Origin of the sequence: Exiguobacterium marinum DSM 16307 (genome assembly GCF_000620845.1) — a bacterium.
Lineage (GTDB): Bacteria > Bacillota > Bacilli > Exiguobacteriales > Exiguobacteriaceae > Exiguobacterium > Exiguobacterium marinum.
The window spans coordinates 540,940-563,233 of record NZ_KK211189.1; the positions used below are offsets into that span (position 1 = coordinate 540,940).

General features: G+C 46.9%; 33 protein-coding genes. All 33 read left to right on the top strand.

Annotation, left to right across the window (positions count from 1 at the left end; genetic code table 11):
• Positions 1 to 12: 12 nt before the first annotated feature.
• Entirely contained in the window at positions 13 to 3,612 is a 3,600-nt protein-coding gene (rpoC, locus tag P400_RS0103120; protein WP_026824826.1) for a DNA-directed RNA polymerase subunit beta', read from the top strand.
• A gap of 290 nt (positions 3,613 to 3,902) precedes the next feature.
• Positions 3,903 to 4,325, top strand: coding sequence for a 30S ribosomal protein S12 (gene rpsL, locus P400_RS0103125; RefSeq protein ID WP_012727683.1), 423 nt, complete (start codon positions 3,903 to 3,905; stop codon positions 4,323 to 4,325).
• Positions 4,326 to 4,374: 49 nt separating this feature from the next.
• Positions 4,375 to 4,842, top strand: coding sequence for a 30S ribosomal protein S7 (rpsG, locus tag P400_RS0103130; RefSeq protein WP_026824827.1), 468 nt, complete (start codon positions 4,375 to 4,377; stop codon positions 4,840 to 4,842).
• A 112-nt stretch (positions 4,843 to 4,954) separates the two neighbouring features.
• Complete coding sequence (gene fusA / locus P400_RS0103135; RefSeq protein ID WP_026824828.1) at positions 4,955 to 7,033, top strand: elongation factor G; 2,079 nt, start codon at positions 4,955 to 4,957, stop codon at positions 7,031 to 7,033.
• A 113-nt stretch (positions 7,034 to 7,146) separates the two neighbouring features.
• Positions 7,147 to 8,334: an elongation factor Tu gene (gene tuf / locus P400_RS0103140; RefSeq protein ID WP_026824829.1), complete on the top strand. Its 1,188-nt coding sequence runs from the start codon at positions 7,147 to 7,149 to the stop codon at positions 8,332 to 8,334.
• A gap of 108 nt (positions 8,335 to 8,442) precedes the next feature.
• Complete coding sequence (locus P400_RS0103145) at positions 8,443 to 8,952, top strand: hypothetical protein (protein WP_026824830.1); 510 nt, start codon at positions 8,443 to 8,445, stop codon at positions 8,950 to 8,952.
• Between the two features lie 377 nt (positions 8,953 to 9,329).
• A complete protein-coding gene (gene rpsJ, locus P400_RS0103150) occupies positions 9,330 to 9,638 on the top strand; it encodes a 30S ribosomal protein S10 (RefSeq protein WP_026824831.1) in 309 nt (102 codons plus the stop codon).
• 61 nt (positions 9,639 to 9,699) lie between these two features.
• On the top strand, positions 9,700 to 10,326 hold the full coding sequence (gene rplC, locus P400_RS0103155) for a 50S ribosomal protein L3 (RefSeq protein WP_026824832.1): 627 nt from the start codon (positions 9,700 to 9,702) through the stop codon (positions 10,324 to 10,326).
• 28 nt (positions 10,327 to 10,354) lie between these two features.
• The gene (gene rplD / locus P400_RS0103160) at positions 10,355 to 10,978 is read left to right on the top strand and encodes a 50S ribosomal protein L4 (protein ID WP_026824833.1); all 624 of its coding nucleotides are present in this window, start codon (positions 10,355 to 10,357) and stop codon (positions 10,976 to 10,978) included.
• Entirely contained in the window at positions 10,978 to 11,259 is a 282-nt protein-coding gene (gene rplW / locus P400_RS0103165) for a 50S ribosomal protein L23 (RefSeq protein WP_026824834.1), read from the top strand. The genes rplD and rplW overlap by 1 nt, the downstream gene beginning before the upstream one ends.
• A 34-nt stretch (positions 11,260 to 11,293) precedes the next feature.
• The gene (rplB, locus tag P400_RS0103170; RefSeq protein WP_026824835.1) at positions 11,294 to 12,124 is read left to right on the top strand and encodes a 50S ribosomal protein L2; all 831 of its coding nucleotides are present in this window, start codon (positions 11,294 to 11,296) and stop codon (positions 12,122 to 12,124) included.
• Positions 12,125 to 12,190: 66 nt separating this feature from the next.
• Positions 12,191 to 12,466 (top strand): 30S ribosomal protein S19, encoded by a 276-nt coding sequence (gene rpsS, locus P400_RS0103175; protein WP_026824836.1) that lies wholly within the window; start codon positions 12,191 to 12,193, stop codon positions 12,464 to 12,466.
• Positions 12,467 to 12,486: 20 nt separating this feature from the next.
• On the top strand, positions 12,487 to 12,819 hold the full coding sequence (gene rplV, locus P400_RS0103180) for a 50S ribosomal protein L22 (RefSeq protein WP_024372186.1): 333 nt from the start codon (positions 12,487 to 12,489) through the stop codon (positions 12,817 to 12,819).
• A gap of 13 nt (positions 12,820 to 12,832) precedes the next feature.
• Entirely contained in the window at positions 12,833 to 13,492 is a 660-nt protein-coding gene (rpsC, locus tag P400_RS0103185; RefSeq protein WP_026824837.1) for a 30S ribosomal protein S3, read from the top strand.
• A 32-nt stretch (positions 13,493 to 13,524) separates the two neighbouring features.
• The gene (rplP, locus tag P400_RS0103190) at positions 13,525 to 13,962 is read left to right on the top strand and encodes a 50S ribosomal protein L16 (RefSeq protein WP_012727670.1); all 438 of its coding nucleotides are present in this window, start codon (positions 13,525 to 13,527) and stop codon (positions 13,960 to 13,962) included.
• Positions 13,949 to 14,152 carry a 50S ribosomal protein L29 gene (gene rpmC, locus P400_RS0103195; RefSeq protein ID WP_026824838.1) on the top strand — a complete coding sequence of 68 codons (204 nt, stop codon included), beginning with the start codon at positions 13,949 to 13,951 and terminating at the stop codon, positions 14,150 to 14,152. The genes rplP and rpmC overlap by 14 nt, the downstream gene beginning before the upstream one ends.
• 32 nt (positions 14,153 to 14,184) lie before the next feature.
• Positions 14,185 to 14,445: a 30S ribosomal protein S17 gene (rpsQ, locus tag P400_RS0103200; protein WP_012727668.1), complete on the top strand. Its 261-nt coding sequence runs from the start codon at positions 14,185 to 14,187 to the stop codon at positions 14,443 to 14,445.
• Between the two features lie 44 nt (positions 14,446 to 14,489).
• A complete protein-coding gene (rplN, locus tag P400_RS0103205; protein ID WP_026824839.1) occupies positions 14,490 to 14,858 on the top strand; it encodes a 50S ribosomal protein L14 in 369 nt (122 codons plus the stop codon).
• Positions 14,859 to 14,894: 36 nt separating this feature from the next.
• Positions 14,895 to 15,203: a 50S ribosomal protein L24 gene (gene rplX, locus P400_RS0103210; RefSeq protein ID WP_026824840.1), complete on the top strand. Its 309-nt coding sequence runs from the start codon at positions 14,895 to 14,897 to the stop codon at positions 15,201 to 15,203.
• Positions 15,204 to 15,235: 32 nt separating this feature from the next.
• Positions 15,236 to 15,775, top strand: coding sequence for a 50S ribosomal protein L5 (gene rplE, locus P400_RS0103215; protein WP_026824841.1), 540 nt, complete (start codon positions 15,236 to 15,238; stop codon positions 15,773 to 15,775).
• A gap of 20 nt (positions 15,776 to 15,795) precedes the next feature.
• A complete protein-coding gene (gene rpsN / locus P400_RS0103220) occupies positions 15,796 to 16,065 on the top strand; it encodes a 30S ribosomal protein S14 (protein WP_012727664.1) in 270 nt (89 codons plus the stop codon).
• A gap of 31 nt (positions 16,066 to 16,096) precedes the next feature.
• Positions 16,097 to 16,495, top strand: coding sequence for a 30S ribosomal protein S8 (rpsH, locus tag P400_RS0103225; protein WP_026824842.1), 399 nt, complete (start codon positions 16,097 to 16,099; stop codon positions 16,493 to 16,495).
• 33 nt (positions 16,496 to 16,528) lie between these two features.
• Entirely contained in the window at positions 16,529 to 17,068 is a 540-nt protein-coding gene (gene rplF / locus P400_RS0103230) for a 50S ribosomal protein L6 (protein ID WP_026824843.1), read from the top strand.
• A gap of 34 nt (positions 17,069 to 17,102) precedes the next feature.
• Complete coding sequence (gene rplR, locus P400_RS0103235; protein WP_012727661.1) at positions 17,103 to 17,465, top strand: 50S ribosomal protein L18; 363 nt, start codon at positions 17,103 to 17,105, stop codon at positions 17,463 to 17,465.
• Positions 17,466 to 17,485: 20 nt separating this feature from the next.
• On the top strand, positions 17,486 to 17,986 hold the full coding sequence (gene rpsE, locus P400_RS0103240) for a 30S ribosomal protein S5 (RefSeq protein ID WP_012727660.1): 501 nt from the start codon (positions 17,486 to 17,488) through the stop codon (positions 17,984 to 17,986).
• 15 nt (positions 17,987 to 18,001) lie between these two features.
• Complete coding sequence (gene rpmD, locus P400_RS0103245) at positions 18,002 to 18,187, top strand: 50S ribosomal protein L30 (RefSeq protein ID WP_012727659.1); 186 nt, start codon at positions 18,002 to 18,004, stop codon at positions 18,185 to 18,187.
• Between the two features lie 31 nt (positions 18,188 to 18,218).
• Positions 18,219 to 18,659 carry a 50S ribosomal protein L15 gene (gene rplO, locus P400_RS0103250; protein WP_012727658.1) on the top strand — a complete coding sequence of 147 codons (441 nt, stop codon included), beginning with the start codon at positions 18,219 to 18,221 and terminating at the stop codon, positions 18,657 to 18,659.
• Complete coding sequence (gene secY, locus P400_RS0103255; RefSeq protein ID WP_026824844.1) at positions 18,659 to 19,948, top strand: preprotein translocase subunit SecY; 1,290 nt, start codon at positions 18,659 to 18,661, stop codon at positions 19,946 to 19,948. The genes rplO and secY overlap by 1 nt, the downstream gene beginning before the upstream one ends.
• Before the next feature lie 79 nt (positions 19,949 to 20,027).
• Complete coding sequence (locus P400_RS0103260) at positions 20,028 to 20,678, top strand: adenylate kinase (protein ID WP_026824845.1); 651 nt, start codon at positions 20,028 to 20,030, stop codon at positions 20,676 to 20,678.
• Positions 20,675 to 21,433, top strand: coding sequence for a type I methionyl aminopeptidase (gene map, locus P400_RS0103265; RefSeq protein WP_026824846.1), 759 nt, complete (start codon positions 20,675 to 20,677; stop codon positions 21,431 to 21,433). The genes P400_RS0103260 and map overlap by 4 nt, the downstream gene beginning before the upstream one ends.
• A 105-nt stretch (positions 21,434 to 21,538) precedes the next feature.
• Complete coding sequence (gene infA / locus P400_RS0103270; protein ID WP_021066622.1) at positions 21,539 to 21,757, top strand: translation initiation factor IF-1; 219 nt, start codon at positions 21,539 to 21,541, stop codon at positions 21,755 to 21,757.
• 30 nt (positions 21,758 to 21,787) lie between these two features.
• Positions 21,788 to 21,901 (top strand): 50S ribosomal protein L36, encoded by a 114-nt coding sequence (gene rpmJ / locus P400_RS0103275; protein ID WP_003156543.1) that lies wholly within the window; start codon positions 21,788 to 21,790, stop codon positions 21,899 to 21,901.
• Between the two features lie 19 nt (positions 21,902 to 21,920).
• Positions 21,921 to 22,286, top strand: coding sequence for a 30S ribosomal protein S13 (gene rpsM, locus P400_RS0103280; RefSeq protein ID WP_012727653.1), 366 nt, complete (start codon positions 21,921 to 21,923; stop codon positions 22,284 to 22,286).
• Positions 22,287 to 22,294: the final 8 nt, after the last annotated feature.

Here is a 22,294-nt window from a genome sequence, read left to right on the forward strand (position 1 = left end):
GAGGTCGGCCCCTTGGTAGATGTTAATCGATTTGAATATATGAAAATCGGCTTGGCTTCATCAGAGAAGATCCGTTCGTGGTCTTACGGTGAAGTCAAAAAGCCGGAAACGATCAACTATCGTACACTTAAACCAGAGAAGGACGGATTGTTCTGTGAACGAATCTTCGGTCCTACGAAAGACTGGGAATGTTACTGCGGGAAATACAAACGAATCCGTTATAAAGGAGTCATTTGTGACCGCTGTGGCGTTGAAGTGACGAAAGCGAAAGTGCGTCGCGAGCGAATGGGCCATATCGAGCTCGCGGCACCAGTTTCGCACATCTGGTACTTTAAAGGGATTCCAAGCCGCATGGGGCTTGTTCTCGATATGTCACCACGTGCACTTGAAGAAGTCATTTACTTCGCATCTTACGTGGTAACAGAACCAGGTGACACACCGCTTGAGAAGAAACAACTTCTCTCGGAAAAAGAATTCCGTCTCTATCGTGAAAAATACGGTAGCGACTTCAAAGCAGACATGGGTGCTGAAGCAATCCGTACACTTCTTCAAGACGTCAATCTTGAAAAAGAAGTGGGTGAGCTTCGTGAAGAGTTGAAAACTGTCCAAGGTCAGCGTCGTACTCGTGCGATCAAGCGCTTGGAAGTTCTTGACGCGTTCTTCACTTCAGGAAACAATCCAGACTGGATGATCCTTGAAGTACTTCCTGTCATCCCGCCAGAGCTTCGCCCAATGGTACAGCTCGACGGAGGACGCTTTGCAACATCTGACTTGAACGATTTGTATCGTCGAGTCATCAACCGGAACAACCGTCTCAAACGTTTGCTCGACCTCGGCGCGCCGAATATCATCGTGCAAAACGAGAAGCGTATGCTTCAAGAAGCGGTTGATGCTCTCATCGACAACGGTCGTCGTGGTCGTCCGGTAACAGGTCCTGGTAACCGTCCGCTCAAATCGCTTTCACATATGTTGAAAGGGAAACAAGGTCGTTTCCGTCAAAACCTTCTCGGTAAACGGGTCGACTACTCAGGACGTTCGGTTATCGTCGTAGGACCAAACTTGAAGATGTATCAGTGTGGTCTTCCAAAAGAGATGGCACTTGAGCTCTTCAAACCGTTCGTAATGAAAGAACTTGTCGGTCGCGGCATCGCTTCAAACATTAAGAACGCAAAACGTAAAATCGAGAAGATGCAACCTGAAATCTGGGGCGTCCTTGAAGAAGTCATCCGTGAGCATCCGGTTCTCTTGAACCGTGCCCCGACACTTCACCGCCTTGGTATTCAAGCATTCGAACCGATTCTTGTTGAAGGTCGTGCGATTCGCCTTCACCCACTCGTATGTACGGCTTATAACGCCGACTTCGATGGTGACCAAATGGCTGTCCACGTTCCACTTTCTGCAGAAGCACAAGCGGAAGCACGCCTTCTCATGCTCGCTGCACAGAACATTTTGAACCCGAAAGACGGTAAACCGGTTGTTACACCATCGCAGGATATGGTCCTCGGTAACTACTACATCTCACTTGAACGTGAAGATGCCGTCGGTGAAGGAAAAGTGTTCTCGAACGTCAACGAAGCGTTGATTGCTTACCAAAACGGATATGTCCACTTGCACTCGCGTGTGGCTCTTCCGGCACGTACGCTCAACAATCCGACGTTCACAGACGAACAGAACGAGAAATTGCTCATTACGACAGTTGGGAAGATGGTCTTTAACGAAATCTTGCCAAATACGTTCCCTTACTTGAACGAGCCAACGATGGAAAACTTGCAGGAAGCAACGCCTGACAAGTACTTCATCGACAAAGGGACGAATGTTGCGGAAGAAATCGCATCACGTCCAATCATCGATCCGTTCAAAAAAGGATTCCTCGGGAAAGTCATCGCGGAAGTGTTCCAGAAGTTTGAAACGACTGAAACAAGCCGCATGCTTGACCGGATGAAAGATCTTGGCTTTAAGCACTCGACAAAAGCGGGTGTAACGGTTGGGATTGCTGATATCATCGTACTTCCTGACAAACAGGAAATCTTGGATGAGGCACAAACTCAAGTCGACCAAATCATGAAGTCGTTCCGTCGCGGTCTCATCACAGAAGATGAGCGTTACGAGCGCGTAGTACGTGCTTGGAACGAAGCGAAGGATGAAATTCAATCTCGATTGATGAAATCCCTCAACCGCTTGAACCCGATCTTCATGATGTCTGACTCTGGTGCCCGTGGTAACGCATCTAACTTTACGCAGCTTGCGGGTATGCGTGGTTTGATGGCCGCTCCATCTGGTCGCATCATCGAACTTCCAATCAAATCGTCGTTCCGTGAAGGTCTGACGGTTCAAGAGTACTTCATCTCGACTCACGGGGCTCGTAAAGGTCTTGCCGATACAGCCTTGAAGACAGCCGATTCAGGTTACTTGACGCGCCGTCTTGTTGACGTGGCGCAAGATGTCATCATCCGTGAAGAAGACTGTGGAACAGACCGCGGAATCCGTGTGTCTGCACTCCGCGAGGGTACGGAAGAAATCGAAAGCTTGTACGACCGACTCGTCGGACGTACATCGTTCGAAACGGTCACACACCCTGAAACGGGCGAAGTGTTGATCGATAAGAACGAATTGATTACAGAAGATATCGCACGCATCATCGTTGATGCGGGTGTTGAACAAGTTGAAATTCGTACAGCCTTCACATGTAACACGTCACACGGCGTATGTAAGAAATGTTACGGACGCAACTTGGCGACTGGATCAAACGTTGAAGTCGGAGAAGCCGTCGGTATCATCGCCGCGCAATCGATCGGTGAGCCAGGAACGCAGCTTACAATGCGTACCTTCCACACTGGTGGGGTTGCCGGAGACGATATCACACAAGGTCTTCCACGTATCCAAGAGGTATTCGAAGCCCGTAACCCGAAAGGTCAAGCGGTCATCTCGGAAATCTCTGGTACGGTCATCGACTTCACTGAATCACGTGACAAGCGTGAGCTCACGGTCGAAGGATTCAGTGAGACACGTTCATACACGATTCCATTCGGAGCTCGTCTCCGCGTCCAAATTGGTGATACAGTTGAAGCCGGTGAAGTCTTCACGGAAGGTTCGATCGATCCGAAAGAATTGCTGAACGTCCGTGGTGTATCTGGTGTTCAAAACTATCTTCTCCAAGAAGTTCAAAAAGTTTATCGGATGCAAGGGGTAGAAATTGGTGATAAGCACGTTGAGGTTATGGTTCGCCAAATGCTTCGTCGTGTTAAAGTCATCGAGTCTGGTGACACGCCACTTCTCCCTGGATCACTTGTCGACATCAGCGTCTTCAAAGAAGCGTGTAAAGGTGCGATTCGTGACGGGAAACACCCGGCGACTGCAAAACCGGTCCTACTTGGAATCACGAAAGCCTCGCTTGAGACAGATTCGTTCCTCTCAGCAGCTTCGTTCCAAGAAACGACTCGTGTCTTGACTGATGCGGCAATCAAAGGGAAGCGCGACTACCTCCTTGGACTCAAAGAGAACGTCATTATCGGTAAACTCGTTCCGGCTGGTACTGGAATGGCTGTCTACCGTGATGTGAAACTTGAAGAAGATGAGGCACCAGTTGCTCTCGAAGATACAACGGTCGAATAAAATACGTCTTGACAGCGCAGGTTGGCGGTGCTACTATGATTTAGTGCCGCCAATCGGTTGTTGTCGATGACAACGGTGTCCAGCAGTCGGCAAGCTACTTGGACGTCCATCCGAACTTTCTACGGGAAGGTTTGGCTGCTACAATTGCCACTTTCAAGGTATAACTCACGTTTTTGCGAGGTCATGGAATGCCTACGCCTCGTAAAAACGTTTCGTTATGACCTTAAATGAACCACCCGGGTCGGTGGGACTAGAAAATAGCAACATTCAGGAAGGGAGGATCTTCAAAGATGCCTACTATTAACCAGTTAGTCCGTAAAGGACGTAAATCGAAAGTCGTTAAATCTGACTCTCCAGCACTTAACAAAGGTTACAACAGTTTCATCAAGTCACAAACAAACGTGAGCTCACCACAAAAGCGTGGTGTTTGTACACGTGTTGGTACAATGACTCCGAAGAAACCGAACTCGGCGCTTCGTAAGTATGCTCGTGTTCGTTTGACTAACCAAATCGAAGTGACTGCGTACATCCCAGGTATTGGCCACAACCTTCAAGAGCACAGCGTTGTTCTTATCCGTGGAGGACGTGTAAAAGACTTACCAGGGGTACGTTACCACATCGTTCGTGGTGCGCTTGACACTGCAGGTGTGGACGGACGTATGCAAGGCCGTTCTAAATACGGTACGAAACGTCCGAAAGCTGCGAAGAAGTAATTCTCGCCAACTAAAAATACAATTGAAATCTTGAAAGGAGGGTACTCGGATGCGTAAAAACCGTGCAGAACGTCGTGACGTTATCGCAGATCCGATCTACAACTCGAAATTGGTAACTCGCCTCATTAACCGTGTCATGTTAGACGGTAAAAAAGGTACAGCTCAAACTATCATTTACAACGCATTTGGCCTCATCGCTGAACGCTCAGGCAAAGAGCCTATGGAAGTGTTCGAAGAAGCAATGAACAACATCATGCCTGTACTTGAAGTTAAGGCACGCCGCGTAGGTGGAGCTAACTACCAGGTTCCTGTTGAAGTTCGTCCAGAGCGCCGTACAACACTTGGTCTTCGTTACCTCGTGAACTACGCTCGTCTCCGCAACGAAAAGACGATGGAGCAACGTATCGCGAACGAAATCATGGATGCAGCCAACAACACTGGTGCATCTGTTAAGAGACGCGAAGACATGCATAAGATGGCAGAGGCAAACAAAGCGTTTGCTCACTATCGTTGGTAATTTAATCGTAAAGCCCACTCCGCCAAGCGTGGCTTAACGGAGTGGCTTTCGGGTATAATCATATCGTGTGCCAACACACGAAAATCAAATATGCGGAAGGAGAATACCCAGTATGGCAAGAGAATTCTCCCTAAAGAATACTCGTAACATCGGGATCATGGCTCACATCGATGCCGGTAAAACGACAACAACTGAACGTATTCTTTATTACACAGGTCGTATCCATAAAATTGGTGAAACGCACGAAGGTGCTTCACAAATGGACTGGATGGAGCAGGAGCAAGAGCGTGGTATCACGATCACTTCGGCTGCGACAACTGCACAGTGGAATGGTCACCGTGTAAACATCATCGATACACCTGGACACGTAGACTTCACAGTAGAAGTTGAACGTTCACTTCGCGTACTTGATGGTGCTGTTGCTGTACTTGACGCTCAGTCAGGTGTAGAACCACAAACAGAAACTGTATGGCGTCAAGCGACGACATATGGTGTACCACGTGTCGTATTCGTCAACAAGATGGATAAAATCGGCGCAGACTTCTTGTACTCTGTGAAGACGCTTCATGAGCGCCTTCATGCGAACGCATACGCGATTCAACTCCCAATCGGAGCAGAGGACAACTTCAAAGGGATCATCGATCTCGTTGAAATGAAGACTTACATGTACAACAACGACCTCGGTACTGACATCGAAGTGATTGATGGCTTCCCAGCTGACATGGCTGACCAAGCTGAAGAACTTCGCGGTCAATTGATCGAAGGTGTTGCTGACTTCAACGAAGAGTTGATGATGAAGTACCTTGAAGGTGAAGAAATTTCAATTGAAGAATTGAAAGCTGCGATCCGTCAAGCGACACTTAGCGTTGAATTCTACCCTGTACTCGTTGGTTCTGCCTTCAAGAACAAAGGTGTTCAGCTTATGCTTAACGCCGTTGTTGATTACCTCCCATCACCAGTTGATGTCGAGTCAATCAAAGGGATCAACCTCGATACAGAAGAAGAAATCACACGTGAGCCTTCTGATGAAGCTCCATTCTCAGCACTTGCGTTCAAAGTTATGACTGACCCTTACGTCGGTAAATTGACGTTCTTCCGCGTGTACTCTGGTACAGCTGAAGCAGGATCATACGTGAAGAACTCGACTAAAGGGAAGCGTGAGCGTCTCGGTCGTATCCTTCAAATGCACGCAAACAGCCGTGAAGAGATTCCAATGGTATTCGCTGGTGACATCGCCGCTGCTGTTGGTTTCAAAGACACGACTACTGGTGACACGCTTTGTACTGAGAAAGATAACATCGTTCTCGAGTCAATGACGTTCCCAGAACCAGTTATCTCGGTTGCAATCGAGCCTAAATCGAAAGCAGACCAAGATAAAATGGGTCAAGCTCTTGCGAAACTCGCAGAAGAAGATCCAACATTCCGCACTGAAACAAACCCTGAGACTGGTCAAACGATCATCTCTGGTATGGGTGAGCTTCACCTTGACATCCTCGTTGACCGTATGCGTCGCGAATTCAAAGTAGAAGCTAACGTTGGTGCACCACAAGTTGCTTACCGTGAAACAATCCGTGGCGCTGCGAAGATCGATTCGAAATTCGTTCGTCAGTCTGGTGGACGCGGTCAGTACGGTCACGTTGTCGTAGAATTCGAGCCGAACGAAGAAGGCGCTGGATTCGAGTTCGTGAACAAGATCGTCGGTGGTGTTGTACCACGTGAATACGTCCCAGCTGTTCAAAACGGGATTGAAGAAGCTCTCGAAAACGGTATCCTCGCTGGTTACCCAGTAGTAGACGTTAAAGCTCGTCTCGTATTCGGATCGTACCACGATGTCGACTCGAACGAGATGGCGTTTAAAGTTGCTGCTTCGATGGCGGTTAAACAACTTAAGGACCAAGCGAAAGCTGTTATCCTTGAGCCAATGATGCGTGTTGAAGTTGTTATCCCAGAAGAATACATGGGTGACATCATGGGTGACGTTACGTCACGCCGTGGACGCGTAGAAGGTATGGAAGCTCGCGGTAACGCTCAAGTTGTTAAAGCGATGATTCCACTTTCTGAAATGTTCGGTTACGCAACATCACTTCGTTCACGTACGCAAGGACGTGGAACGTACTCGATGCACTTCGATCATTACGAAGAAGTACCGAAATCAATTGCTGAAGAAATCGTCAAAAAAGCGAACGGCTAATAACGGTTGTATCGCTAGATTGATTGTTGTAAGCTAAGGAGGACGTATGTTAAAAGTAACCTACGTCTTCCTAGTTAAATAAAACTAATCGTTTAATAGAGGAGGAATCTAGAATGGGTAAAGAAAAATTCGACCGTTCTAAGCCGCACGTTAACATTGGTACAATTGGCCACGTTGACCACGGTAAAACAACTTTGACTGCAGCAATCTCTGCTGTACTTTCACGTGCACAAGGTAAAACAGCTACTAAGTTTGACCAAATCGATGGTGCTCCAGAAGAGCGCGAACGCGGTATCACAATCGCAACAGCTCACATCGAGTACGAAACTGAAAAGCGTCACTACGCACACGTTGACTGCCCAGGACACGCTGACTATGTTAAAAACATGATCACTGGTGCTGCTCAAATGGACGGAGCAATCCTCGTTGTATCTGCAACAGATGGCCCAATGCCACAAACACGTGAGCACATCCTTCTTTCACGTCAAGTAGGTGTTCCTTACATCGTAGTCTTCATGAACAAAGTTGACATGGTAGACGATGAAGAGCTCCTCGAACTCGTTGAAATGGAAATCCGTGAACTTCTTTCTGAATATGACTTCCCAGGCGACGACCTCCCTGTAATCAAAGGTTCTGCACTTGGCGCACTTAACGGTGAAGCTCAGTGGGAAGAAAAAGTTATGGAACTCATGAACGCTGTTGATGAGTACATCCCAGAACCAGTTCGTGACACTGATAAAGACTTCATGATGCCTGTTGAGGACGTATTCTCAATCACTGGTCGTGGTACTGTAGCGACTGGTCGTGTTGAGCGTGGTGTTCTCCGCGTCAACGACGAAGTTGAAATCGTTGGTCTTACAGAAGAAACTAAGAAAACTGTATGTACTGGTGTAGAGATGTTCCGTAAGCTTCTCGACTACGCTGAAGCTGGCGACAACATCGGTGCACTTCTCCGTGGTGTATCACGTGAGGACATCGAGCGTGGACAAGTACTTGCTAAGCCAGGTTCAATCACACCACACTCTAAATTCAAAGCATCAATCTATGTTCTTTCTAAAGAAGAGGGTGGCCGTCACACGCCATTCTTCGCGAACTACCGCCCGCAGTTCTACTTCCGTACAACTGACGTAACAGGTATCGTTCACCTTCCAGAAGGTACTGAAATGGTAATGCCAGGAGACAACATCGAGTTGACGGTCGAATTGATTTCTACAATCGCGATCGAAGACGGTACACGTTTCTCTATCCGTGAGGGTGGCCGTACTGTAGGTGCTGGTTCAGTAACAGAAATCATCGAGTAATCGATTGACTCATCTGAACAACTTCAAGCAGTCCGCAATATGCGGGCTGCTTTTTTGTGTTTTCATGATGACATGGTAAGATGAGGCATACGAGAAAGGAGTGACGTCATGCTGAAGCAATTGGAGACAATTTGTCGCCTGAATGGGATTGAGTATCGCATCGGTGGCTCACAACTGTTAAAGCACCATGGCATCGTCGAGGTAACGAATGACATCGATGTCTTTGTTGAACCGGATCAGTTTGAAAAGATCGATTGCATACTAAGTCGCGCCGGGGAGAAGAAAGCCTCTGACCCACACGAGGCATACGTAACCACCTACTTTGGAGAGTACGTATTCGAGAGAACGGATGTGGACGTCATGTCTAGTTTCCGGATGAAGTGCACAGACGGAATCTATACGCATCCTTTCATTGAACCAGATGGGCAATGGATGCACCTAGAGGAGTGGGTCGTCCTTTACACGGTCATCGGGCGTGAGGATAAACTAGCGTCATTGGTCAGCTATTTCAAGACAAACTCTATTAATGAAGGAATTGTCAAAGACTGTTTGAAACGAGCCCCGCAATCGGTCATAGAAGAGGTAACAGAGCGGTTTGGCGGGTTAATGAAACGCTAGGTAGAGTTGACATGGGAGTTCGTTTAAAAAATAGTTCAATAAAAGAATGAATTTTTACTTGCAAAAGCTCGTAAATCTTGTTACATTAGGGAACGTTGAGCAACTCATCAGACAACCGGCGACTTCAAAAATCTAATCTTGCATTCCATGACCAGATTAGATATAATGATTAAGTGTTTGTGCGAGTGGTGAGAGACTTTACAGCAGAACATGGGTCCAATCGTTGATTTGCAATGATCGGATGCCTCTGCTGACACAAGCACGCTGCGTTGAAGCGGGAGGTTATGACACGCCAGGCAGCATTGCCATGGCCGGTGTGGAAATTTCCGCGGAGAATTGTCTATTTTTAAAGTAGGCGACAAAGGAGGGAAATAAACATGGCAAATGAAAAAATTCGTATTCGTTTAAAAGCATATGACCATCGCGTTCTCGATCAATCAGCTGAGAAAATCGTTGAAACTGCGAAGCGCTCAGGTGCAAAGGTATCGGGTCCAATCCCGCTCCCAACTGAAAAATCGATTTACACGATCCTTCGTGCGGTCCACAAGTACAAAGATGCTCGTGAGCAGTTCGAAATGCGTACACACAAACGCTTGATCGACATCGTAAACCCAACACCGAAAACAGTCGATTCGCTTATGCGTCTCGAGTTACCATCAGGTGTAGACATCGAAATCAAACTTTAATTCTTCATATAGTAGATACTAGCCAGAAGAGACAATTAATTATTAACAGGAGGTGTATCTCATGGCTAAAGGAATCTTAGGAACAAAACTTGGTATGACTCAAATCTTCAACGAAGCAGGCGAAGTTGTACCGGTAACAGTAGTTGCTGTCGAAGGTAACGTCGTTCTTCAACTTAAAACAGTTGATACAGACGGTTACGAAGCAGTTCAACTTGGTTTCGGAGACATCAAAGAATCACGTCAAAACAAACCATCAAAAGGTCACGCTGCGAAAGCAAACGCGACACCTAAGCGCTTCATCAAAGAAGTTCGTACTTCAGTAGAAGGATACGAAATCGGTCAAGAGATTAAGGCAGACATTTTCGCTGCAGGTGAATTAGTAGACGTTACAGGTACATCGAAAGGTAAAGGATTCCAAGGTGCGATCAAGCGTCACGGACAATCACGTGGACCAATGGCTCACGGTTCGCGCTACCACCGTCGTCCTGGTTCGATGGGTCCTGTCGCTCCTAACCGCGTATTCAAAGGGAAACTTCTTCCTGGTCAAATGGGTGGAGAGCGTAAAACAATTCAAAACCTTGAAATCGTTAAAGTTGATGTGGAACGCGGCCTTCTCCTCGTGAAAGGTGCTATTCCAGGCGCTCGTAAATCGAACGTCATCATCAAAACAGCGGTCAAAGGTAACTAATTAACTGCACGGAAAGGAGGAATTACGAATGCCTAAAGTAGCTTTGCTTAACCAAACAGGTTCACAAGTTGGCGAAATCGAATTGGCAGAAGCCATCTTCGGAATCGAGCCAAACGAATCAGTACTTTACGACGCAATCGTCATGCAACAAGCATCACGCCGTCAAGGTACTCACGATACGAAAGGTCGCTCGGAAGTACGCGGTGGCGGCCGTAAACCATGGAAACAAAAGGGAACTGGTCGTGCGCGCCAAGGTTCTATCCGCTCACCACAATGGGTTGGTGGTGGTACAGTCTTCGGTCCAACACCACGTTCATACTCTTACAAACTTCCTAAGAAAGTTCGTCGTTTAGCACTTCTCTCGGCACTTTCGTCGAAAGTACAAAACAACGAATTCATCGTCCTCGAAGGCCTTGCTTTCGATGCACCAAAAACAAAAGATATGGCTGCTGTACTCAACAGCCTATCAGTAGAACGTAAGGCTCTTGTAGTCACAGCGGACTACAATGAGACTATCGCTCTCGCAGCTCGTAACATCCCAGGAGTGACTGTGATCGACGCAGCAGGCGTAAACGTTCTTGACCTCGTTGCTAACGACAAAGTCATCTTCACTAAAGATGCGGTTGCGAAGGTAGAGGAGGTGCTTGCATAATGGCACAAGCATACGATATCATCAAACGTCCGATCATTACTGAACGTTCAGTTAGCCTCATGGAAGCTAACAAATACGTTTTCGAAATCGACGTAAAAGCGACTAAATCGCAAGTAAAACACGCTATCGAAACAATCTTCAACGTGAAAGTTGCTTCGGTAAACACAATGAACTACAAACCGAAAGCGAAACGTGTCGGTCGTCACGCTGGTTACACAGCTCGCCGTAAAAAAGCGATCGTAACTCTTGCTGAAGGCAACACAATCGACTTCCTCGGTTAATTAACTACCTTAGAAGAAAAGGAGGGAATCCTCGATGGCAATCAAAAAGTTTAAGCCGACCACTAACGGTCGTCGTAACATGACATCTCTTGATTTTGCAGAGATCACAACGAATCGCCCTGAAAAATCGTTAACTGAAAAGCTTTCGAAAAAAGGCGGACGTAACAACCAAGGTCGCTTGACTGTTCGTCACCAAGGTGGCGGTCACAAGCGTAAATACCGTATCATCGATTTCAAACGTAACAAAGATGGCGTTGCAGGACGTGTGTCAACGATCGAATACGATCCAAACCGTTCAGCTAACATCGCACTCATCAACTATGTAGATGGTGAGAAACGTTACATCCTCGCTCCTAAGGGCATCAAAGTGGGCATGGAAATCATGTCTGGTCCTGAAGCGGATATCAAAGTGGGGAACGCTCTTCCACTCGTAAACATCCCTGTCGGTACAACAATCCACAACATCGAGCTTAAGCCTGGTAAAGGCGGTCAGCTAGTTCGTGCGGCTGGTGCATCGGCACAAATCCAAGGACGTGACGGCAAGTACGTCATCGTTCGTCTTCAATCAGGTGAATCACGTTTGTTCCTCGGCACTTGCCGCGCGACAATCGGTTCAGTTGGTAACGAAGAACACGAACTCGTAAACATCGGTAAAGCAGGACGTTCACGTTGGTTAGGCAAACGCCCAACAGTACGTGGTTCTGTAATGAACCCGGTTGATCACCCACACGGTGGTGGTGAAGGTCGTGCGCCAATCGGTCGTACGGGCCCACTTACTCCTTGGGGTAAACCAGCTCTTGGTCTTAAAACTCGTAAGAAAAACAAATCGAGCGACATGTACATCCTTCGTCGCCGTAAGAAATAATTACTACATGATTCTCGGGCGGTTCGAAAGGGCCGTTCCCGAATCATTCCAAAGGGAGGTTCTAACATGGGTCGCAGCTTGAAAAAAGGTCCATTCGCAGATCACCACTTGCTCGCTAAAGTTGATAAAATCAACGAATCTGGTGAGAAGCAAGTCATCAAAACTTGGTCACGTCGCTCGACGATCTTCCCAGAATTCATGGGTCACACGTTCGGTGTACACGATGGTCGTAAACACGTACCAGTATTCGTGACAGAAGACATGGTTGGTCACAAACTTGGTGAATTCGCTCCAACACGCACGTACAAAGGTCACGGATCAGACAAGAAAACGAAACGGTAATTTGAGGGGAGGTCAAATCCATGCAAGCTAAAGCATCAGCTAATATGGTCCGTCTTGCTCCTCGCAAAGCACGTCTCGTTGTAGACTTAATTCGCGGGAAACAAGTCGGCGAAGCGCTCTCTGTCCTTGCTCACACAAACAAGGCAGCATCGCCAGTCGTTGAGAAAGTATTAAAATCAGCGATTGCTAACGCAGAGCACAACTACGATATGAACATTGAGAACCTTGTTGTAACAGAAGCTTTTGTCAACGAAGGTCCAACACTCAAACGCTTCCGCCCACGTGCGATGGGTCGCGCAAGCCGCATTAACAAACGCACAAGCCACATCCACATCGTGGTAACTGAGAAATAAGGAGGGATATGTAGTGGGTCAAAAGGTAAATCCGCACGGTCTTCGCGTTGGTGTTATCAAAGACTGGGATTCGCGTTGGTACGCTGAGAAAGACTACGCTGATCTCCTTCATGAAGACTTCGTTATTCGTGAATACATCGAAAACAAAATGAAGGATGCTAGTGTTTCTAAAGTTGAAATCGAACGCGCTGCAAACCGCGTGAACATTTCGCTTCACACTGCGAAGCCAGGTATGGTAATCGGTAAAGGTGGTTCTGAAATCGAATCACTCCGTAAACACATCACAAAACTCGCTGACGGAAAACGCGTTCACATCAACGTTGTTGAAGTGAAAAATGCTGACGCTGTAGCGAAGCTTGTAGCAGAAAACATTGCTCGTCAATTGGAAGGTCGTGTATCATTCCGTCGTGCAATGAAACAATCAATTCAACGTTCGATGCGCACAGGCATCAAAGGGATCAAAACAGAAGTTTCTGGTCGTCTTGGTGGCGCTGATATCGCTCGTTCAGAGAAATACTCGGAAGGAACAGTTCCACTTCACACACTCCGTGCCGACATCGACTACGGAACAGCTGAAGCTGACACAACTTACGGTAAAATCGGCGTAAAAGTTTGGTTATACCACGGTGAAGTTCTTCCAACAAAAAACAACACAGCGAAAAACGCTGAATAATAAACACTCTTTCAGGAAGGAGGCAACACACTATGTTGTTACCTAAACGCGTGAAATATCGTCGTGTACACCGTGGTAAAATGCGCGGGAACGCTAAACGCGGCACAACTGTACACTTCGGTGAGTTCGGTCTCCAAGCTCTCGAAGCGAGCTGGATTACAAACCGTCAAATCGAATCAGCACGTATTGCAATGACACGTTATATGAAACGTGGTGGTAAAGTGTGGATCAAGATCTTCCCACACAAACCTTACACTAAAAAGCCTCTCGAAGTCCGAATGGGTTCGGGTAAAGGTGCTCCAGAAGGCTGGGTAGCTGTAGTTAAGCCTGGCAAAGTAATGTTCGAAATCGCAGGTGTATCTGAGGAAGTGGCACGTGAGGCACTTCGTCTTGCATCGCACAAACTTCCAGTGAAATGTAAGTTCGTGAAACGTGAAGAAAATGGTGGTGATACGAATGAAAGCAACTGATCTCCGTCAATCAACAACTGAAGAGCTCAACGGTAAAGTGGGCGAGTGGAAAGAAGAACTCTTTAACCTGCGCTTCCAACTTGCTACAGGTCAGCTTGAGAATCCTGCTCGTATCCGTGAAGTACGCAAGTCGATTGCGCGTGCTAAAACGATTCTTCGTGAACGCGAACTCGGCATCAACAACGCCTAATTACATCGGATTCTTGAGAGGAGGTAACACTCATGGAACGCAACAACCGTAAAGTGTTCACTGGTCGCGTCGTGTCTGACAAAATGGACAAAACGATCGTCGTCGCAGTAGAAACAAAGGTTCGTCATAAACTTTATGGCAAACGTGTAAACTACACGAAAAAATATAAAGCACACGATGAGAACAACGTCGCTAAAGTGGGCGATATCGTTCGCATCGCGGAAACACGTCCTCTTTCTAAAGACAAACGTTTCCGTCTTGTAACAGTAGTAGAAGAATCAGTAATCATCTAATAACAGTTCGGATTTATTAAACATCCGGAGGGAGGTACACTCGCATGATTCAACAAGAATCTCGCTTGAAAGTAGCAGACAACTCTGGCGCGCGTGAACTGTTGACAATTAAGGTTCTCGGTGGTTCTGGTCGTAAGACTGCAAACATCGGTGACGTTATCGTCGCAACGGTAAAACAAGCAACACCAGGTGGCGTTGTTAAAAAAGGTGACGTTGTCAGAGCAGTTGTCGTTCGTACAAAACGCGGCGCTCGTCGTAAAGATGGTTCGTACATCCGTTTCGATGAGAACGCAGCAGTCATTATCAAAGATGACAAGAGCCCACGCGGCACACGGATCTTCGGGCCAGTTGCACGTGAACTTCGTGAAAAAGAATTCATGAAGATCGTTTCGTTGGCACCGGAAGTACTTTAATTTCCAATTTCAATCCTATAAGGAGGTGCGCAAACGATGCATGTTAAAAAAGGCGATACAGTCCAGGTAATGTCTGGTAAAGATAAAGGCAAGCAAGGGGTTATCCTCAAAGCTATGCCAAGCAAGAACCGCGTATTGGTTGAAGGTGTAAACGTGATGAAAAAACACGCGAAACCATCACAAGCGAATCCACAAGGCGGGATCCTTGAGATCGAAGCACCAATTCACGTCTCGAACGTAATGCCACTCGACCCTAAAACTGGCAAACCAACTCGTGTTGGTTTCAAAGTAGTCGATGGTAAAAAAGTTCGTGTCGCGAAATCGGGCGAAGTACTCGATAAATAAGAAGAACGTGACGAAAGGAGGTCCATTCGACTATGAACCGTTTGCAAGAGAAGTATAAAAGCGACATCGTGAAAGCGATGATGGATAAATTCAACTATGACTCAGTCATGCAAGTACCAAAAATCGAAAAGATCGTCATCAACATGGGTGTAGGTGATGCTGTTTCGAACTCGAAAGCACTTGACATGGCAGTGGAAGAATTATCAATTCTTTCTGGTCAAAAACCACTCGTAACGAAAGCGAAGAAATCAATCGCTGGTTTCAAGCTTCGTGAAGGTATGCCAATCGGTGCGAAGGTTACACTTCGTGGCGAGCGTATGTACGATTTCCTCGACAAATTGGTAACTGTTTCACTTCCACGTGTACGTGACTTCCGCGGTGTATCGAAGAAAGCATTCGACGGACGCGGTAACTACACGCTTGGCGTGAAAGAGCAACTTATTTTCCCTGAGATCGATTACGATAAAGTATCTAAAGTACGCGGTATGGACATCGTTGTTGTTACAACAGCTAACACAGACGAAGAAGCACGTGAATTACTCACACTTCTCGGTATGCCATTCCAAAAATAATCTAAAGGGAGGTCGACAACATGGCTAAAAAGTCAATGGTGAATCGCGAACTTAAACGCGAGAAACTCGTTGCCCAGTACGCTGAAAAGCGTGCGAAGTTGAAAGCTGAAGGCGATTATATCGGACTCAGCAAATTGCCACGTAACTCGTCACCTGTACGCTTGCACAACCGTTGCAGCATCACAGGTCGTCCGCATGGTTACATGGGTAAATTCGGGATCAGCCGTATCAAGTTCCGTGATCTTGCATACAAAGGTCAAATCCCTGGTGTTAAAAAAGCAAGCTGGTAATCCACTAACAGTGTGAAAGGAGGTACATCGCATGGTAATGACAGACCCTATTGCAGATATGCTTACACGTATCCGTAACGCTAACATGGTTCGCCATGAAAAAATGGAGCTCCCAGCTTCGAACATTAAACGTGAGATCGCTGAAATCCTTAAGCGTGAAGGTTTCATTCGCGATGTTGAATATATCGAGGACGCTAAACAAGGTACACTTCGTCTTTTCCTTAAATATGGAGCAAGCAACGAACGTGTAATCACTGGTCTCAAACGTATTTCGAAACCAGGTCTTCGTGTATACGCAAAAGCTGATGAAGTACCAAAAGTACTCGGAGGACTCGGAATCGCAGTTCTTTCGACATCTAAAGGTCTCATGACTGATAAAGAAGCTCGCCAACAACAAGTCGGCGGCGAAGTGCTCGCCTACATCTGGTAAGTCACTTTTCTAACAAGAACGGAGGTGTAATCAATGTCACGTATTGGTAAAAAACCAGTTACGATTCCTGCTGGCGTTACTGTAACAGTTGCTAATGACAACACGGTCACAGTAAAAGGTGCTAAAGGTGAACTTTCGCTTTCAGCTAACCCGGCATTGGAAATCAAAATTGAAGAGAACGAATTGACGGTTGTTCGTCCAGACGAATCGAAAGAAAGCCGCACAATTCACGGTACGACACGTGCCCTTATTGCCAACATGGTACAAGGTGTGTCGAACGGATTCCAAAAAACACTTGAGATCTCGGGGGTTGGTTACCGTGCTACGAAGCAAGGTAACAAACTCGTCCTCAACCTCGGTTACTCGCACCCAATCGAGTACGTTGCTGAGGAAGGTATCGAAATCGAAGTTCCTTCAAACACGCAAATCATCGTAAAAGGGATTAACAAAGAGCGCGTCGGTCACGTTGCTGCTCAAATCCGCTCGTACCGTGCTCCAGAACCTTACAAAGGTAAAGGTGTTCGTTACTCTGATGAACGTATTCGCCGTAAAGAAGGTAAGACTGGTAAGTAATTCGTCACGAAATGAACGGAAAGGAGTGGCATAAATGATCACAAAAGCAGATAAAAATGCAGTTCGTAAAAAGCGTCATGCTCGCGTACGTCGTACGATCACGGGGACGGCAGCTCGTCCACGTTTGAACGTATTCCGTTCGAGCAAACACATTTACGTTCAACTTATCGATGACGCGGCACAAACAACGCTTGTGTCTGCATCTTCGAAAGATAAAGCTCTCGATCTTACAAATGGCGGTAACGTTGAAGCAGCGAAAGCTGTTGGTAAACTTGCTGCAGAACGTGCACTCGAGAAAGGTATCGACACAGTTGTGTTCGACCGTGGTGGATACCTCTATCATGGCCGCGTCAAAGCTGTTGCAGAAGCAGCTCGTGAAGCAGGTCTTAAATTCTAATAAAAAGGAGGGGACACTCGATGCGCCAGTTAGACGTTAACATGGAACAACTTGAAGAACGCGTTGTTACCGTAAACCGCGTCGCGAAAGTCGTAAAAGGTGGCCGCCGCTTCCGTTTTGCTGCTCTCGTAGTCGTAGGTGACAAAAATGGTCACGTCGGTTTCGGTACAGGTAAGGCACAAGAGGTGCCAGAAGCGATTCGCAAGGCTATTGAAGCCGCTAAGAAAAACATGGTACAAGTACCTATGGTTGGTACAACAATTCCACACGAAATCACAGGAGTATTCGGAGCAGGTCGTGTATTCATGAAACCAGCTTCTGAAGGTACTGGGGTTATCGCTGGTGGTCCAGTTCGTGCGGTGCTCGAACTTGCAGGTGTAGGTGACATCCTTTCGAAATCGTTAGGTTCAAACACACCGATCAACATCGTCCGTGCGACGGTTCAAGGCTTGACAGAGCTCAAAAAAGCAGAGGAAGTTGCTAAACTACGTGGTAAAAGCGTAGAAGAACTTCTTAACTAAGGGAGGGAACTAGACATGGCGAAACTCGCAATCACCCTCACACGCAGCACTATTGGTCGTCCGGAAGGTCAGCGTGTTACTGTACGTACACTCGGTCTTCGTAAAATGCATCAAACGGTCGTTGTCCCTGACAACGTCGCGATGCGCGGTATGATCAACAAAGTGTCGCACCTTGTGACTGTAAAAGAAATCAACGAATAATAAAGATTTTAATAAATAAGGAGGTGCCACTATGAAACTCCATGAATTGAAGCCAACTCCAGGTTCACGTCACGAACGTAACCGTGTCGGTCGCGGAATGGCGACTGGTAACGGTAAAACTTCTGGTCGTGGACACAAAGGTCAAAAAGCTCGTTCGGGCGGTGGCGTTCGTCCAGGATTTGAAGGTGGACAAAATCCACTTTACCGTCGTCTTCCAAAACGCGGTTTCAACAACCCAACTCGTAAAGAGTATGCGGTTGTTTCCCTAGACACGCTTAACCGTTTCGAAGCAGGTACTGAAGTTACTCCAGAACTCTTAATTGAGACTGGTGTTGTCAGCTCTGCTAAAGACGGAATCAAAGTTCTTGCCAACGGCAAGCTTGAAACTAAATTGACTGTAAAAGCCAACAAGTTCTCGGGTGCAGCGAAAGAAGCGATCGAAGCAGCTGGCGGTACAGTTGAGGTGATCTGATGTTTCAGACGATCTCCAATATGTGGCGCGTGAAAGATATTCGACAGCGTATTCTCTTCACACTCGCAATCATCATCATTTTCCGCATCGGGGCTCATATCCCGGTGCCGATGGTGAATACGGATGTGTTGCGTTTTGACTCAGGAGGTCTTCTTGACTTCTTGAACTTGTTTGGAGGAAATGCTTTACAGAACTTCTCCTTGTTCGCAATGGGGATCATGCCGTACATCACGGCATCGATCGTTGTGCAACTTTTACAAATGGACGTCGTTCCAAAGTTTGCCGAATGGGCCAAACAAGGAGAGGCGGGCCGTAAAAAGTTAGCGACGGTCACGCGCTATGGGACGATCATCTTAGGCTTTGTTCAAGCGACATCATTGTCGTTTGGATTTAACCGCCTGTACCCAGGTCTCGTCAATGAGACATGGGGAACGGCAACTTACTTTGTGATCGCGATTGTACTCACTGCGGGTACAGCGTTCTTGATGTTCCTTGGTGAAATGACAACGGAGAAAGGTGTTGGGAATGGTATTTCCATCATCATCTTCGCGGGTATCGTCGCCGGGTTCCCAAGAATCTTTACGCAGGTTTATGAAACAAAACTCCAAAACGCTGGAGATGCATTGTTCATTAATATCGTTTACTTGGTTGTATTGGCCCTTGTGATTTTGGCCGTGACGGTTGGGATCATTTATGTTCAACAAGCGGCACGCAAAATCCCAATCCAATATGCAAAACGCACGGCAAACCGTACCCCAGTGGGCGGACAGTCGACGCACTTGCCAATCAAGCTAAACGCAGCAGGTGTTATCCCGGTAATCTTCGCGATTTCCTTCATGGTAACACCGCCAACTGTTGCAAGCTTCATTGCTTCTCCAGAGACAACGCAAAAATTACAAACGTACTTTGACACGACGGCGCCAATCGGAATGTCGATTTATGTTGCGTTAATCATTGCGTTCTCTTACTTCTATACATTTGTTCAGGTGAATCCAGAGCAGATGGCAGAAAACTTGCAGAAGCAAGGTGGTTATATTCCTGGGATTCGTCCTGGGGCGCAAACAGAACAGTACATCACGAAGTTGCTGTATCGATTGACTTTCTTCGGAGCGATTTTCTTATCGTTCGTGGCGATCATGCCGACAATCTTCATTAAGCTTGCCGGTCTTCCAACTTCCGTTCAAATCGGAGGAACGAGCTTATTGATCGTCATCGGGGTAGCCCTCGAAACGATGAAACAAATCGAGAGTCAACTTGTAAAACGACACTATAAAGGCTTTATCCGTTAAAGCGGAAGGAAGGGTCAACCCTTCCTTCCTGTCGTGTTTACGAGATCTTCGTGAAAATCAAAACTGGAGGCTAACCGAGATGAATCTAGTACTCATGGGCTTACCGGGTGCTGGGAAAGGGACTCAAGCTGCTAAAATTGTAGAAGAGTACCAAATCCCTCACATTTCGACAGGCGACATGTTTCGTGCGGCAATCAAAGGCGGAACGCCACTCGGTAAAGAAGCTAAGTCATTCATGGATAAAGGTGAACTCGTACCGGATGAGGTAACAATCGGAATCGTACGGGAACGTCTTAGTCAAGATGACACAGAAAAAGGTTTCTTACTCGATGGATTCCCGCGTACTGTTGCTCAAGCAGAGGCACTCGAAAGTTTGCTTAAAGATTTGGGGAAACAGATTGACCACGTCGTCAACATCGATGTGGATGCGGAAATTCTCGTTCCACGCTTGACAGGTCGTTGGATCTGCCCAACGTGTGGCGCGACATATCATGTGATCTTCAACCCACCAAAAGTGGAAGGCATCTGTGATGTGGATGGGTCGGCTCTTATGCAACGTGAAGACGATAAAGAGGAAACGGTTCGCCGTCGCCTTGAAGTCAACATCGAGCAATCGAAACCACTCATTGACTTTTACGCTGAAAAAGGGTATCTTCGTACATTGGATGGAGATCGTCCAATCGATGTCGTGTATGCCGATGTCAAAGCATTACTTGGTGATACTGAATGATCATCACGAAGACGCCTCGTGAAATTGCGATTATGCGTGAGGCTGGGCAAATTGTTGCTCGAACGCACCAGGTGCTCAAACAGCACATTAAACCAGGAATCACGACGCTTGAGCTCGACCGGATTGCGGAAGATTACATTCGCAGCCAAGGTGCGACACCATCGTTCAAAGGCTACAACGGTTTTACCGGTAGTGTTTGTGCTTCGGTGAACGAAGAGCTTGTTCATGGCATTCCAGGAAAACGGGTATTGAAAGATGGAGATATCATCTCAATCGATATCGGTGCCTACTACAATGGATATCATGGAGATTCCGCTTGGACTTATCCAGTGGGAACAATCTCAGAAGAGACACAGCGGCTACTTGACGTAACCGAAGAAAGTCTGTATAAAGGATTGGAGCACGCCAAGGCTGGAGGGCGATTGACAGATATTTCGCATGCGATTCAAGCATATGTTGAATCAAATGATTTCTCTGTCGTCCGCGAATACGTCGGTCATGGTGTTGGACAAGATTTGCATGAAGAGCCGCAAATTCCACACTATGGTCCACCGGGGAAAGGGCCGCGCCTGAAGACTGGGATGACGTTAGCCATTGAACCAATGGTGAACGCTGGTCAACGCTATGTTCGAACACTGACTGATAACTGGACAGTTGTCACAGTGGACGGTAGCATGTGCGCCCACTTTGAGCACACCATCGCCATCACAGACGATGGATACGAGATTTTAACGAAACTCGATTCCGGTGAATGAGGCTCTATTGTTCCATACTGATCCGTCAAGGATCCTTCTCTCACAGTAGATGGCAATAGATCGTCTGTGCTCCTAAAGATTTTCATATAGAAAGGGGAATAAATGATGGCGAAACAAGATGTCATTGAAGTGGAAGGCACTGTTGTCGAACCACTTCCGAACGCAATGTTTAAAGTGGAGTTAGAAAACGGCCACACGGTGCTCGCGCACGTCTCAGGGAAAATTCGGATGCACTACATTCGGATCCTTCCAGGTGACCGCGTAACTGTTGAGTTGTCTCCATACGACTTGACTCGCGGGCGGATTACGTACCGTTATAAGTAACTCCGATTTTTCCAGGAGGAGGGTATACTCATGAAAGTAAGACCGTCGGTAAAACCGATTTGCGAAAAATGTAAAGTCATTCGTCGTAAGGGTAAAGTAATGGTAATTTGCGAAAACCCGAAACACAAACAAAAACAAGGTTAATTTCAGAGGAGGTGCACACATGGCACGTATTGCTGGTGTAGATATTCCACGCGAAAAACGTATCGTTATTTCGCTCACATACATCTATGGTATTGGTAAAACAAAAGCACAAGAAATTTTGAAGGCAGCTAACGTTTCTGAAGAGACACGCACACGCGACCTTACTGAAGATGAACTCAACCGTATCCGTGAAGCAATTGACGGAATCAAAGTTGAAGGTGACCTTCGTCGTGAAGTTTCACTTAACATCAAACGTTTGATCGAGATCGGCGCATACCGCGGTATCCGTCATCGCCGTAGTCTCCCTGTTCGCGGTCAAAACACGAAGAACAACTCGCGTACTCGTAAAGGCCCACGCCGTACAGTAGCGAACAAGAAGAAGTAAAGGAGGGA

What these genes read in the sequence shown, in the direction of transcription:
- rpsL (WP_012727683.1), top strand. Translation starts at nt 3,903, where the DNA reads ATGCCTACTATTAACCAGTTAGTCCGTAAAGGACGTAAATCGAAAGTC.
- rpsG (WP_026824827.1), top strand. Translation starts at nt 4,375, where the DNA reads ATGCGTAAAAACCGTGCAGAACGTCGTGACGTTATCGCAGATCCGATC.
- fusA (WP_026824828.1), top strand. Translation starts at nt 4,955, where the DNA reads ATGGCAAGAGAATTCTCCCTAAAGAATACTCGTAACATCGGGATCATG.
- tuf (WP_026824829.1), top strand. Translation starts at nt 7,147, where the DNA reads ATGGGTAAAGAAAAATTCGACCGTTCTAAGCCGCACGTTAACATTGGT.
- P400_RS0103145 (WP_026824830.1), top strand. Translation starts at nt 8,443, where the DNA reads ATGCTGAAGCAATTGGAGACAATTTGTCGCCTGAATGGGATTGAGTAT.
- rpsJ (WP_026824831.1), top strand. Translation starts at nt 9,330, where the DNA reads ATGGCAAATGAAAAAATTCGTATTCGTTTAAAAGCATATGACCATCGC.
- rplC (WP_026824832.1), top strand. Translation starts at nt 9,700, where the DNA reads ATGGCTAAAGGAATCTTAGGAACAAAACTTGGTATGACTCAAATCTTC.
- rplD (WP_026824833.1), top strand. Translation starts at nt 10,355, where the DNA reads ATGCCTAAAGTAGCTTTGCTTAACCAAACAGGTTCACAAGTTGGCGAA.
- rplW (WP_026824834.1), top strand. Translation starts at nt 10,978, where the DNA reads ATGGCACAAGCATACGATATCATCAAACGTCCGATCATTACTGAACGT.
- rplB (WP_026824835.1), top strand. Translation starts at nt 11,294, where the DNA reads ATGGCAATCAAAAAGTTTAAGCCGACCACTAACGGTCGTCGTAACATG.
- rpsS (WP_026824836.1), top strand. Translation starts at nt 12,191, where the DNA reads ATGGGTCGCAGCTTGAAAAAAGGTCCATTCGCAGATCACCACTTGCTC.
- rplV (WP_024372186.1), top strand. Translation starts at nt 12,487, where the DNA reads ATGCAAGCTAAAGCATCAGCTAATATGGTCCGTCTTGCTCCTCGCAAA.
- rplP (WP_012727670.1), top strand. Translation starts at nt 13,525, where the DNA reads ATGTTGTTACCTAAACGCGTGAAATATCGTCGTGTACACCGTGGTAAA.
- rpmC (WP_026824838.1), top strand. Translation starts at nt 13,949, where the DNA reads ATGAAAGCAACTGATCTCCGTCAATCAACAACTGAAGAGCTCAACGGT.
- rpsQ (WP_012727668.1), top strand. Translation starts at nt 14,185, where the DNA reads ATGGAACGCAACAACCGTAAAGTGTTCACTGGTCGCGTCGTGTCTGAC.
- rplN (WP_026824839.1), top strand. Translation starts at nt 14,490, where the DNA reads ATGATTCAACAAGAATCTCGCTTGAAAGTAGCAGACAACTCTGGCGCG.
- rplX (WP_026824840.1), top strand. Translation starts at nt 14,895, where the DNA reads ATGCATGTTAAAAAAGGCGATACAGTCCAGGTAATGTCTGGTAAAGAT.
- rplE (WP_026824841.1), top strand. Translation starts at nt 15,236, where the DNA reads ATGAACCGTTTGCAAGAGAAGTATAAAAGCGACATCGTGAAAGCGATG.
- rpsN (WP_012727664.1), top strand. Translation starts at nt 15,796, where the DNA reads ATGGCTAAAAAGTCAATGGTGAATCGCGAACTTAAACGCGAGAAACTC.
- rpsH (WP_026824842.1), top strand. Translation starts at nt 16,097, where the DNA reads ATGGTAATGACAGACCCTATTGCAGATATGCTTACACGTATCCGTAAC.
- rplF (WP_026824843.1), top strand. Translation starts at nt 16,529, where the DNA reads ATGTCACGTATTGGTAAAAAACCAGTTACGATTCCTGCTGGCGTTACT.
- rplR (WP_012727661.1), top strand. Translation starts at nt 17,103, where the DNA reads ATGATCACAAAAGCAGATAAAAATGCAGTTCGTAAAAAGCGTCATGCT.
- rpsE (WP_012727660.1), top strand. Translation starts at nt 17,486, where the DNA reads ATGCGCCAGTTAGACGTTAACATGGAACAACTTGAAGAACGCGTTGTT.
- rpmD (WP_012727659.1), top strand. Translation starts at nt 18,002, where the DNA reads ATGGCGAAACTCGCAATCACCCTCACACGCAGCACTATTGGTCGTCCG.
- rplO (WP_012727658.1), top strand. Translation starts at nt 18,219, where the DNA reads ATGAAACTCCATGAATTGAAGCCAACTCCAGGTTCACGTCACGAACGT.
- secY (WP_026824844.1), top strand. Translation starts at nt 18,659, where the DNA reads ATGTTTCAGACGATCTCCAATATGTGGCGCGTGAAAGATATTCGACAG.
- P400_RS0103260 (WP_026824845.1), top strand. Translation starts at nt 20,028, where the DNA reads ATGAATCTAGTACTCATGGGCTTACCGGGTGCTGGGAAAGGGACTCAA.
- map (WP_026824846.1), top strand. Translation starts at nt 20,675, where the DNA reads ATGATCATCACGAAGACGCCTCGTGAAATTGCGATTATGCGTGAGGCT.
- infA (WP_021066622.1), top strand. Translation starts at nt 21,539, where the DNA reads ATGGCGAAACAAGATGTCATTGAAGTGGAAGGCACTGTTGTCGAACCA.
- rpmJ (WP_003156543.1), top strand. Translation starts at nt 21,788, where the DNA reads ATGAAAGTAAGACCGTCGGTAAAACCGATTTGCGAAAAATGTAAAGTC.
- rpsM (WP_012727653.1), top strand. Translation starts at nt 21,921, where the DNA reads ATGGCACGTATTGCTGGTGTAGATATTCCACGCGAAAAACGTATCGTT.